Below are 11,584 nucleotides of genomic sequence, written 5' to 3' on the forward strand. Positions count from 1 at the left end.
CCATCAGGCCGTCGTGCTTCTTGGTGGCATCCAGCCCGGCTTCGGCGATGAAGCGAAACGGGCTGTTGGCGTCGAGCTTGGCGCAGCCCTGCTGCACGGTGCCGGCCGACCAGAATTCGTTGGCGGCCAGTTTGCCCTGGCGCGAGATCTTGCTCTGCTCGAACAATTTGACGATCAAGACATACCAGCTGCTCACGCTCATGACCAAGAGCAGCATCAGCACCGTCTTGGCCACCGCATCGGAGGTCTTCCACAGGGCTTCGATGCCGTAGGGGTTGGCGCTGGTCTCAGCGGCGGCTTTGCCGGCGGCAGCGCCTGGGCTGGCTTCGCTGGCGGGCTGCGCCACTGCGGTCGTGACGCTGGCCGCGGCGGCCGGTGCCGCAGGCTGGGCCTGCGCTAGCGCGCCCACCACCGATAGTAACAGTCCCAGCGCGCACGCGCAGGACGCAATCATTCGAGTGACTTTCTTTTGCACTGTGGTTCCTTTGACAGAGATGGAGGGCGGCAACCCTGACCGTTGGCTTGCCAATACCCAAAAAATTTAATGGCGTGAGTATAGAGGACGGCGCCAACCGTTTTGGCTAGGATAAGCCCTTAGTCAATACGGGTTCTCTTTTTTTTGGCTCTAAACGACACCGTCAAACATCATGACATCGAGTTCATCGCCTGCGGCAATATCGCTCTGCTGGTGGTGTAACACGATCAGGCCGTTGGCACGGACCATCGAACTCAGCACCCCCGAGCCCTGGTTGTCGTCGGCTTTGACCCACAATGAACCATCGGATGCGCTGCTGACGGTGCCACGCTGGTACTCGGTGCGTCCCGGTTTCTTCCGCAAGGGCTTCAGACTGCGCGCCTTGAGCATGGGAGGCGCCTGGCGCGTGCACCCCATCATTTTTAGCAGGGCAGGGCGCACAAACGCGAGAAAGGTCACCATCACCGCGACCGGGTTGCCTGGCAGGCCAAAAAGCACTGAACGCCCGATGCGGCCCACTGCCATCGGGCGGCCCGGCCGCATGGCAATCTTCCAGAAAGCAACATCACCGAGTTTTTTCATCATGAGCTTGGTGTAATCGGCCTCGCCGACGCTGACTCCGCCACTGGTGATGATGGCGTCGGCTTCCAGCGAGGCGCGCGTGAACGCCGCCTCCAGCAGGGTCGGATCGTCGCGTACCACGCCCATGTCGATGACCTCGCACCCGAGGCGGGACAGCAGGCCAAACACGGTGTAGCGATTGCTGTCGAATACAGCGCCTTCCCGTGGTGCCTCGCCCAGGCTCAGAATCTCGTCGCCGGTAGAGAAGTAAGCGACCCGGAGTTTGCGCCACACCGGTACTTGCGCAATGCCCAGACTGGCCAGCAGTCCCAGCGCAGCGGGCGTCAGCAGTTCACCTATGTGCAGTGCCGGCTGGCCCTGCATCAGATCTTCGCCGCGCTTGCGCCGGTTGTCGCCGGCCCGTAGCAAGCCCGCCGGCACGATGATGCTGGCCCCTCGTTCGGTCACGAATTCCTGCGGCACCACCGTATCCAGGCCTGGTGGCAGAACCGCCCCGGTCATGATCTTCAAGCATTCGCCCGCGGCAACTGTGCCTTGCCAGGCGCTGCCGGCCAATGCCGTGCCGACGACCCTTAGCGTCAAGGCTGGCTGGTCCTCTGCCGGCGTCGACAGGTGTCCGCCGTCAAAAGCATAGCCGTCCATGGCCGAGTTGTCGTGCGGCGGGACGCAGATGGGGGAAATCACGTCATCCGCCAAAACGCGACCCAGAGCCTGGAAAATGGCCGTTGTCTCCCGGGTCGTCACCGGCTCCACCAGACGCGACAAAAACTCGCTCACGCTGCCGGCGCGCAAGGCCTGGGGGTCATAGCCCTCCAGTTCGGCGGCGATGGTGGCCAAGGTTTTCATGCGCCGGTGTCTTCCAGTTGCCGCAACTCGTCCAGCGAATTGGCGTTGCGGAAAGCACGGACGTCATCGCCCGGCAAATCGAAGGGCACCAGCACCGTTTTGTGCAAGGCGGTCCAGGCGTCGACCTTGCGGCCACCCTCATGGGTGAATTTCACCAGGCTTTCCAACAAGTTCACGCGCAACAGGCAAAAAACCGGCTGACCGCGAACCTGTCGCTGGCCCAGGCGGTCTATTTCGGGTGCGCTGGCCATGGCGATGTCGGCGTCCTGCGTCTCGATGGCCTGGGCCAAGCGCGGCACCAGGTCCAGCGGCAACAGGGGCGTATCGCACGGCACCGTGACCAGGAATGGTGTTTCGCAGCGCTCAAGCCCGGTCAGAAAACCGGCCAGCGGCCCGGCATAGTCGGCCAGAACATCCGGCCAGACCGAGGCGCCAAAAGACTCGTAGGCCGCCAGATTGCGGTTGGCGTTGATCATGATGTGACCCACGCCGCCACCCATCTGCAGGCGTGTCAAGGTGTGCAGCGCCAGGGGCATGCCCAGAAAAGTTTGCAAGCCCTTGTCCAGGCCTCCCATGCGAGAGCCGCGCCCACCGGCCAGAATCAGAGCGGTGATTTGGTCCGGGCTGATCAATTCAGCCACCTATGTAGCTCATTTCGACACGCCGAATAGGGATGCCGGTGTCGGCTGCCAGGGCGCTGCGCAATTCGGAATAGTGGTCGCCGCGGCCTTGCCAGATGCGCGTGATGGCGGAACTCAGGTCGGCGTCCGGGGCTTGCGCGCGGATCAGCGAGCGCAGGTCGTGACCCTGGGAGGCAAACAGGCAGGTATAGAGCTGGCCTTCGGTCGACAACCGGGCGCGGTTGCAGTCGCCGCAAAATGCCTTGGTCACACTGCTGATGACACCGATTTCGCCCATCGCTAGGTCGTGCTGACCTAGCGCATCGGCATAACCCCAGCGCTGGGCTGTTTCGCCCGGGTTGGACGGCTCCAGTGGCACCAGCGGCAACTCGGCATGAATCAGTTTGACGACTTCCTCTGACGGCACGACCTCGGTCATGCGCCAACCATTGGTGGCGCCCACGTCCATGTACTCAATGAAACGCAGCACCATGCCGCTGCCCTTGAAGCGTCGCGCCATCGGCAGAATTTCCTGCTCGTTGGTGCCGCGCTTGACCACCATGTTGATCTTGATCGGCCCCAAGCCGGCAGCGCTTGCCGCCTCAATTCCTTCCAGTACGTCGGCGACCGGGAAGTCGACGTCGTTCATGCGCCGAAACACGGCATCATCGAGCCCGTCCAGGCTGACGGTGACGCGTTGCAGTCCCGCGGCCTTGAGCGCGCTGGCTTTGCGGGCCAGCAGCGAGCCGTTGGTGGTGAGGGTCAGGTCCAGCGCCTGGCCGTCGGTCGTGCGCAGCGCGGCCAACTGCTCGATCAACCGCTCTATGTCCTTGCGCAGCAGCGGTTCACCACCGGTCAGCCTGATTTTTTGCACCCCGTGGGCGACAAAAATTTTGGCAATCCGGGTGATTTCCTCGAACGACAGCAGGGCGCTGTGTGGCAGGTAAGGATAGTCCTTGGTGAAGACTTCCTTGGGCATGCAGTAGTTGCAGCGAAAGTTGCAACGGTCGGTCACACTGATGCGCAAATCGCGCAACGGGCGACCGCGCAGATCATACACAGCGCGCCCCGTCGACCTCGATGCAAACGCCACTGATGAAAGCCGCCTCGTCGCTGGCCAGGTACAAGGCGGCGTTGGCCACATCCAGCGCGGTGGAGAAGCGGCCCAGCGGAATGCTGGCGCGAAATTTGGCTTTGCGCTCTTCCGTCAAGGGGCCGCCGGCAAACTCGGTGGCCAGTCCGGTGTCCGGGTTGAAGACCGGGTTGATGCAGTTGACCCGGATGTTGTCCGGCCCCAATTCAGCCGCCAGCGATTTGGAGGTGGTGATGACGGCACCTTTGGAGCCGTTGTACCAGGTCAGGCCCGGACGTGGCCGCACGCCGGCAGTGGAGGCAATGTTGATGAAACTGCCGCCGCCATGCGCCCGAAATACCGGTGTGGCGTGGACGGTGGCGAGGTAGATGCTCTTGACGTTGACGGCATAGCACTTGTCGAACTCTTCTTCGCTGACCTCCAGCGCCGGGCGGTTGCGGTGCGTCCAGCCGGCATTGTTGACCATCACGTCCAGCGTGCCATGGCGTTGCACGGCGGCGCCCACCAGCGCCCGCATGTCGTCTGACTTGGTCACGTCGGCGGCAAAAAACGAGGCGTTGCCCCCGGCAGCCACAATCTCGGCGACCACTTTTTCGCCCAGGGTCGGGTTGATGTCGTTGACGATGACTTTGGCGCCTTCGGCGGCCAGCCGTTTGGCGATGCCTTCGCCAATGCCGCCGCCAGCGCCAGTCACGATGATGGATTTGTTGTTAACGCGCATGATCAGATACCTCGATGTTGGTTGATGGTGTTGCGGTCCGGCAGTGGTTACCCATGCCTGATGGCAACGGTCTTGAGTGTGGTGAAACCATACAGCGCTTCAAAGCCTTTTTCGCGACCATGGCCACTGGACTTGACGCCGCCGAAAGGCAGTTCCACGCCGCCGCCGGCGCCGTAATTGTTGATGAAGACCTGGCCGCTGCGCAGCCGCCTGGCAGCCCGAAACTGACGTCCACCGTCAGCCGTCCAGAGACCGGCCACCAGACCGAATTGGGTGGCGTTGGCGAGTTCCACGGCGTGGTCTTCATCGCGAAACGACATGGCGCAGAGCACCGGACCAAACACTTCGTCTTGCGCCAGGCGGTGTGTGACGGGTACGTCGCGCAGCAGCGTCGGCGCTTGGTAGAAGCCGGTTTCCGGCGCCTCGTCCACGACCTTGCCCTGCGCCACCATGGCGATATTGGCGACTTGGGCGTCGCTCAGAAAATCCCAGACCCGTTGTTGCTGGCTCTGACGAATCAGCGGACCCAGGTCCAGGTCGAGTGTGGCCGGGCCGACCCGCAGGTTCTCGAACGCCTGTCCCAAACGCTTCAGCAAAGGTTCGTAAATGGACTGCTGCACCAGCAGGCGCGAACCGGCGGAACAGGTCTGGCCCGAGTTTTGCACGATGGCATTGACGATGGCGGGAATGGCAGCGTCGAGATCGGCATCGGCAAAGACGATCTGCGGGCTTTTGCCGCCCAGCTCCAGGGTGACCGGGCAGTGGCGCTGGGCCGCCACCTGTTGGATCAGGGTGCCAACTGTGGGGCTGCCGGTAAAGCTGATGTGGTCAATACCGGGGTGGCGTGCCAGGGCATCGCCAACCTCATGGCCATAGCCGGTGACGATGTTGATGACGCCAGGCGGGAAACCCACTTCGGCCGCCAATTGCGCGACACGGATCAGCGACAGACAGGCATCCTCGGCCGGTTTGACGACGCAGACGTTGCCGGCCGCCAGGGCACCACCGACGCTGCGACCGAAAATTTGCATCGGATAGTTCCACGGGACGATGTGACCGGTGACGCCATGCGGTTCGCGCCAGGTCAGCACGCTGTAACCGTCTAGGTAGGGAATGGTTTCGCCATGCAGTTTGTCGCAGGCGCCGGCGTAAAACTCGAAGTAGCGGGCCAGGGCGCTGGCGTCGGCGCGCGCCTGCTTGGTGGGTTTGCCGCAGTCGCGCTGTTCGATCGCCGTCAATTCCTGGGCGTGGGCGTTGATCTTGAGCGACAGGCGCATCAGCAGGCGGCCGCGCTCGGCGGCACCGAGCTTGCTCCAGACGCTAAAAGCCTGTCGGGCGGCGCCCACGGCGGCATCGATGTCGGCGGCATTGCTGCGCTGAATTTCGTCATAGGGCTGGCCATCCGAGGGGTCCAACATGGCAATCGTTTGACCGGAAGAAGAGGGTTGCGATGTGTTGGCGATGTAGTTGAATTGCATGAGTGGATTTTCCTAGAAAAACAAGCCCCCCAGCCAGCGGCAGGGTCAGCGGGTCAGGATGGCTGGGCCCATTTCCTGCAACGGTCCCAAGGGGTTGGTGTTGACTTCAACTTCGTTGACGTTGGGCTGTCCGCCCCAGGCGCGGTAGACCACCAGGTCATTCACCAACAGGATCAAGGCGTTGAAGCGCCAGCCGGTGGTTTCGGAGCGACGTGAAAAATTGGTGAAATCGGCAAGAAAATTGCCGGTTCTGGCCTTCCCTATGCGGGCGGCGGTAATTTCCCATCCACGACAGGCTTCGCGCGCTTCCAGACAGGCCAGCACGCCCGGATCGAGGTCTTCGCGCTTGAGCAAGGCGCTGGGCACGAAGCGCCGCACGATATCGGCTTGCGTCAGGATGGTCGTATTCGCCTGCTTCACCGGATCGATTCCCATCCGGGTCAATGCCGCCACATCGCTTTTCATTGGAATCAGGGCGTCGATGGCCTGGCGCGCTTCGTCGAAGCTCGCGAACGGTGACGATTCGTTATGCACCTTGGGCAGCATGGACGAGCAGCCACCCTGCAGCAGCGCCGCTGAAATCAGACATGCGCCAAGGATCGGATTGCGTTGGTTCAAGAGGGCACCGTTCAGAAATTCTCAAACCCGATGGTAGCGGAAGCTGTTTGCTGTCATTTGACGTTGCTCAGATACCCGCATTAAAAAAGCCCGCCAGAGGCGGGCTTGAGAGCGGGGCCGGTTCGATCAGCCGCCGTGAATCTTCATCATCACCGGCACAATCAGCAGGGCCACAATGTTGATGATCTTGATCAGCGGGTTGACGGCCGGGCCGGCGGTGTCCTTGTAGGGGTCGCCAACGGTATCTCCGGTCACGGCCGCCTTGTGGGTGTCGGACCCCTTGCCGCCGAAATGACCGTCTTCGATGTACTTCTTGGCATTGTCCCAGGCGCCGCCGCCGGTACACATCGAGATCGCCACAAACAGGCCGGTCACGATGGTGCCCATCAGCAAGCCACCCAGAGCGGCCGGGCCTAGCACCAGGCCGACCAGAATCGGCACCACCACCGGCAGCAGCGACGGGATCATCATTTCCTTGATGGCGGCGGTGGTCAACATGTCGACAGCCGTGTCGTACTCGGGCTTGCCGGTGCCTTCCATGATGCCCTTGATCTCCTTGAACTGGCGGCGTACCTCGACCACCACGGCGCCGGCGGCACGGCCCACGGCCTCCATCGCCATGGCACCGAACAGGTAGGGAATCAGGCCGCCGATGAACAGGCCGATGATGACCATCGGGTTGCTCAGGTCAAACGTGATATGGCGGCCGTAGGCTTCCAGTTTGTGGGTGTAGTCGGCAAACAGCACCAACGCGGCGAGGCCGGCGGAACCGATGGCGTAGCCCTTGGTCACCGCCTTGGTGGTGTTGCCAACGGCATCCAGTGGGTCGGTAACGTCGCGCACGCTCTTGGGCATTTCCGACATTTCGGCAATGCCGCCGGCGTTGTCGGTGATCGGGCCGTAGGCGTCCAGTGCCACCACGATGCCGGCCATGCTCAGCATCGACGTGGCCGCAATGGCAATGCCGTACAGGCCGGCCAGGGCATAGGCGGTGTAGATGGCAATGCAGACAAAAATCACGGGCCAGGCGGTGGAACGCATGGACACGCCCAGACCGGCAATGATGTTGGTGCCGTGGCCGGTGGTGGAAGCCTGCGCGATGTGTTTGACGGGGCCGTACTGGGTGCCGGTGTAGTACTCGGTAATCCACACCAGTGCCGCGGTCAGAATCAGGCCAACGGCGCAGGCGCCAAACAGCTTCATCTGGCTGCCCGAAGCCGCGAGGGCATTGTCGGGGATCAGCCATTGCGTGACGAAGAAGAAGGCGATCAGCGACAGTATGCCAGCCACTGCCAGACCCTTGTACAGCGCCGGCATCACATTCTTCATGCCTGGTGTTGCCTTGACGAAGAAGCAACCGATGATGGAGGCCACGATGGACACGGCGCCCAGCGCCAGCGGGTAGACCACGGCACTGCTGCCGGCACCGGTGACCAGCAGGGCGCCCAGCACCATGGTGGCGATCAGTGTTACCGCATAGGTCTCGAACAGGTCAGCGGCCATGCCGGCGCAGTCACCGACGTTGTCGCCGACGTTGTCGGCGATCACGGCCGGATTGCGCGGATCATCTTCCGGGATGCCGGCCTCGACCTTGCCGACCAGGTCGGCACCGACGTCAGCACCTTTGGTGAAGATGCCGCCACCGAGGCGGGCAAAAATGGAAATCAGCGAGGAGCCAAAAGCAAAACCGATGAGCGGGTTAAGCAACTGTGCCATGTTCTTGTCGGGCGTCAGGTTGCCGTTGCCAGTCAAGAACCAGAAGAAACCGGTGACACCCAGCAAGCCCAGGCCGACCACCAGCATACCGGTGATGGCGCCGCCGCGAAAAGCCACGTCGAGTGCCGGGCCAATGCCTTTGGTGGCAGCCTGCGCCGTGCGCACATTGGCACGCACCGAGACGTTCATGCCAATGAAGCCGCAAGCGCCTGACAGCACGGCGCCGATGACAAAACCGACCGCGCTTAGAGAGTCAAGAAAGACCGCGATCAGAATGGTCAGCACCACGCCCACGATGGCAATCGTCTTGTATTGCCGTGCCAGGTAGGCGGCGGCGCCGGTTTGAATGGCGGCTGCAATTTCCTGCATCCGCGCATTGCCGGCATCCTGGGAAAGAATCCAGCTGCGGGCCCAAAAGCCGTAGGCCACGGCAATCAAGCCACAAAAGAGCGCCAGAATGAGCGCTGGGTTGCCTGTCATATAAATCTCCTGTCGTTGGTTCGCTAAGTAGGGGTGCAGCGCAATCGGCACCACCGCTGCGTTGCTTCCTCGTCGCGAAACATCAAACACGAGTTGATGCGGACGATTGGCCAACCGCAGGACTGTACCGTGAAATCGGCCGGTTTCCGGACCTGGCCGCTGGGCAGCCGGTAAAATCAGGGTTAATACTTAGCCGTTCCTGATTTAACTCAATACACCTACCAAGGCTCCCTCATGTCTCTCGATAATGTCACTCCCGGCAAAAATGTTCCGGAATCCTTTAACGTGATCATCGAAATCCCGATGAACGCGGATCCTGTCAAATACGAGGTGGACAAGGAAACCAGCGCGATATTTGTCGATCGTTTCATGAGCACCGCCATGCACTACCCGACCAACTATGGCTATGTGCCCAAGACCATCAGCGGCGACGGTGATCCGGTGGACGTGCTGGTGATCACCCCGGTGCCGCTGATTCCGGGCGTGGTGGTGACCTGCCGTGCCATTGGCATCCTGAAGATGGAAGACGAAGCCGGGCAGGACGGTAAGGTGCTGGCAGTGCCGATTGACAAGATTTTGTCGCTCTATACACGCTGGCAAAAACCCGAAGATTTAAGCCCGGTGCGCCTGAAGACCATTGCCCACTTTTTTGAGCATTACAAAGACCTTGAGGTCAACAAGTGGGTCAAGATTCTGGGCTGGGAAGGGCCGGAGTCGGCCAAAAAGGAAATCGTGGACGGCATCGCCAACTACAAGCGATTGCACCCTTAAAGATTGGTGGCAGGGCGGGCGGACCGGGTATCCGTTCTTTGGCCCACGCTCCGTCGGATCGCCAATCCACAAATCAGCGCTTCGGGTCCGGGAAAATCATGCCGTGCAGGCCGCGTTTGCGCTCGAAGGGCTTCCATTGGCCTTCGGCTTGCGACAGGCGGTCCGCCACCGCCCACCAGGTGCTGGGGTTCAGACCCAGGCCGATGTGGCTGGCGATGACTTCGAGATTTTCCGTCAATGGATTGGCGCGGCTGGGCGTTTGAACGCTGGCGGGCCAGGCAACGACGCCATCGGTACGGGAGAAAATGGACGTTGTCGGTACCGGCGGCGCAGCCGGCAGGTCGAATTGTTCGACCTCGCGCTGGATGTCGCGTCCGCTGGTAAGCTGATACAAGCGCCAGGCGTTGGTGCTGTGATGCGAGCCGGCGAAGGGGGTGCCCATGGTGATGACGTCGCGCACACAGTCAGGCAGTTCCTTGGCCAGTTCCCGGGCGTAAATACCGCCCAGACTCCAGCCGATCAGGCTCACCTTTTTGCCGGTGACCTGACAGGTATCGATGACCTGCTGTTTGGCCGCCTGCAGCACGCCGGCGCGCGGGCCGAAGTTGAAACCCTGGTTCCAGCCGGAGACGTCATGGCCCAGATTTTCCAGAAAACCACGCAGCGGCAAGGTCGATCCGTCACTGGCCGAGAGGCCGGGAAAGATGATCACGGAATGGCCATCACCGGCCGGGGCACGGCGCAAGAATGGCCAGGCCGGTAGCACCGATCCGAGTTCCCAAAAGGCGCGAAATTCCAGCGCAATCAGCCAGGGGCTGGGCGCCGGATGATGCGCTTCGATGTTTTGTTTTGTTTTTGTCGCCATGCTGTGCAAAGGTTCCGCTGGGAAACCCATGCGAAATTGGTTTGATGGCAGTTTAACGTGGGCTGTCGAATGGGCGACCACCAGTTATTTGCGGACAAGTTCTTGGCCAGGGGAGACCCTGAAGGGGGTGCGCTGGCCAAGGTCGTCCAGGTAGCGCGTTACACCGTCACCCTCGCGCTCCAGAAATCCCTCTACGGCAGCGGCAAAGGCGGGCTCCGCCAGCCAATGGGCACTGCTGGTTTTGACTGGCAACAAGGCCCGCGCCATCTTGTGCTCGCCTTGGGCGCCACCCTCAAAGCGCCGGTAGCCGTGCGCTATGCACCAAGCCAATGGCTGGTAGTAACAGGCCTCGAAGTGCAGACAGTCAACCCGCTCCAGCGCACCCCAGTAGCGCCCGTAGGCAACCGGCCCATTGCGGCCGCCATGAACAGATATCAAGCTTGCAGCCATGGGCTGTCCTTGGCGCTCGGCTACAAACAGCAGCCAGTTCTCGGGCATGGTGCGGGCCATGGTCTGAAAGAACGCGCGGTTCAAGTAGGGCGGGTTGCCGTGTTCCAGATAGGTGCGCTCGTAGCAGCGGTAGAAAAATTCCCAGTCCTGGGGTGCAATGGAGGCCCCCAGAGACCAGCGGAAGGTGACGCCTGCGGTGGCCACTTTGCGCCGTTCTTGGCGGATCTTTTTACGCTTTTCCTGTGACAGCGAGGCCAGAAAGTCCTCGAAATCTGCATAGAGCGTGGTACCGGTTTCGCCGCCGGGCCGCCCCAAGGTGAAATGCGCCTCGTTGTTCCAATGAAACTGCACCGTGTGGCGTAGCATCAGGCCGGCTTCCTGGCACGCTTGAATGTCAGCAGCATCGCAGAACAGCAGGTGCAGGGACGACAGTTGCTCGGCTTCGCACCATTCGATCACGGCCTTGACCAAGCGGGAACGGTCGGCCGCGGTACGTGCCATCAAGCGCGTTCCGGGCACCGGCGTAAAAGGCACGGCTACCACCGCTTTGGGATAGTAGGCCAGGCCGTGTTGCGCGTAGGCGTTGGCCCAGGCGTGGTCGAACACATACTCGCCATAAGAGTGGGTCTTGCGGTACAGGGCGCAGGCGGCGACCATCTCGCCATTGCGCGTCAAGGTGATGAAGCGGGGTGTCCAGCCGGTCTCAGGCGTGGCACTGCCGCTGCTGTGCAGCGCCGCCAGGTACGCGTGACGCATGAACGGGGTGGGCTCGGCCTGCAAGCTCAGCAAGCCGTTCCAGTCAACGGCATTGACGTCGAGGGGCGAACTCACCACCTGAGTGACATAATCGTTTGTCTGATGTTTCACAG

General features: G+C 61.8%; 9 protein-coding genes and 2 pseudogenes. 1 reads left to right on the plus strand and 10 read right to left on the minus strand.

The annotated features are described in order from the left end of the window. From PHS32_RS18330 to PHS32_RS18365, 8 genes and pseudogenes are all read right to left on the minus strand, one after another. Positions 1-454 (minus strand): annotated as a pseudogene (locus PHS32_RS18330) (MotA/TolQ/ExbB proton channel family protein); the annotation flags it as partial. Between the two features lie 171 nt (positions 455-625). Continuing rightward, on the minus strand, positions 626-1,903 hold the full coding sequence (gene glp, locus PHS32_RS18335) for a gephyrin-like molybdotransferase Glp (protein ID WP_301080543.1): 1,278 nt from the start codon (positions 1,901-1,903) through the stop codon (positions 626-628). Then, complete coding sequence (gene mobA, locus PHS32_RS18340) at positions 1,900-2,535, minus strand: molybdenum cofactor guanylyltransferase MobA (protein WP_301080576.1); 636 nt, start codon at positions 2,533-2,535, stop codon at positions 1,900-1,902. Before mobA ends, glp begins: the two co-directional genes overlap by 4 nt. A 1-nt stretch (position 2,536) precedes the next feature. Further along, positions 2,537-3,568, minus strand: a pseudogene (moaA, locus tag PHS32_RS18345) (GTP 3',8-cyclase MoaA); the annotation flags it as partial. A gap of 7 nt (positions 3,569-3,575) precedes the next feature. Continuing rightward, the gene (locus PHS32_RS18350; RefSeq protein ID WP_301080544.1) at positions 3,576-4,337 is read right to left on the minus strand and encodes an SDR family oxidoreductase; all 762 of its coding nucleotides are present in this window, start codon (positions 4,335-4,337) and stop codon (positions 3,576-3,578) included. Positions 4,338-4,384: 47 nt separating this feature from the next. Then, positions 4,385-5,815: an aldehyde dehydrogenase family protein gene (locus tag PHS32_RS18355; protein WP_301080545.1), complete on the minus strand. Its 1,431-nt coding sequence runs from the start codon at positions 5,813-5,815 to the stop codon at positions 4,385-4,387. 45 nt (positions 5,816-5,860) lie between these two features. Then, the gene (locus PHS32_RS18360; protein WP_301080546.1) at positions 5,861-6,433 is read right to left on the minus strand and encodes a hypothetical protein; all 573 of its coding nucleotides are present in this window, start codon (positions 6,431-6,433) and stop codon (positions 5,861-5,863) included. 126 nt (positions 6,434-6,559) lie between these two features. Further along, positions 6,560-8,629, minus strand: a complete 2,070-nt coding sequence (locus tag PHS32_RS18365; protein WP_301080547.1) for a sodium-translocating pyrophosphatase — start codon at positions 8,627-8,629, stop codon at positions 6,560-6,562. 234 nt (positions 8,630-8,863) lie between these two features. Between PHS32_RS18365 and ppa the strand changes: the two genes are divergently transcribed. Then, positions 8,864-9,400 (plus strand): inorganic diphosphatase, encoded by a 537-nt coding sequence (gene ppa, locus PHS32_RS18370; RefSeq protein WP_301080548.1) that lies wholly within the window; start codon positions 8,864-8,866, stop codon positions 9,398-9,400. 73 nt (positions 9,401-9,473) lie between these two features. Here the strand turns inward: ppa and PHS32_RS18375 are convergent, their stop codons facing one another. Next, positions 9,474-10,265: an alpha/beta hydrolase gene (locus tag PHS32_RS18375; RefSeq protein ID WP_301080549.1), complete on the minus strand. Its 792-nt coding sequence runs from the start codon at positions 10,263-10,265 to the stop codon at positions 9,474-9,476. An 84-nt stretch (positions 10,266-10,349) separates the two neighbouring features. Then, on the minus strand, positions 10,350-11,582 hold the full coding sequence (locus tag PHS32_RS18380; RefSeq protein WP_301080550.1) for a GNAT family N-acetyltransferase: 1,233 nt from the start codon (positions 11,580-11,582) through the stop codon (positions 10,350-10,352). Positions 11,583-11,584 lie beyond the last annotated feature (2 nt).

Origin of the sequence: Rhodoferax sp. (genome assembly GCF_028714215.1) — a bacterium.
Lineage (GTDB): Bacteria > Pseudomonadota > Gammaproteobacteria > Burkholderiales > Burkholderiaceae_C > Rhodoferax.

Bases quoted from the DNA above. Each gene is read 5' to 3' on its own strand.
- glp (WP_301080543.1), bottom strand. From the start codon at position 1,903: ATGAAAACCTTGGCCACCATCGCCGCCGAACTGGAGGGCTATGACCCC.
- PHS32_RS18350 (WP_301080544.1), bottom strand. From the start codon at position 4,337: ATGCGCGTTAACAACAAATCCATCATCGTGACTGGCGCTGGCGGCGGC.
- PHS32_RS18355 (WP_301080545.1), bottom strand. From the start codon at position 5,815: ATGCAATTCAACTACATCGCCAACACATCGCAACCCTCTTCTTCCGGT.
- PHS32_RS18375 (WP_301080549.1), bottom strand. From the start codon at position 10,265: ATGGCGACAAAAACAAAACAAAACATCGAAGCGCATCATCCGGCGCCC.
- ppa (WP_301080548.1), top strand. From the start codon at position 8,864: ATGTCTCTCGATAATGTCACTCCCGGCAAAAATGTTCCGGAATCCTTT.
- PHS32_RS18365 (WP_301080547.1), bottom strand. From the start codon at position 8,629: ATGACAGGCAACCCAGCGCTCATTCTGGCGCTCTTTTGTGGCTTGATT.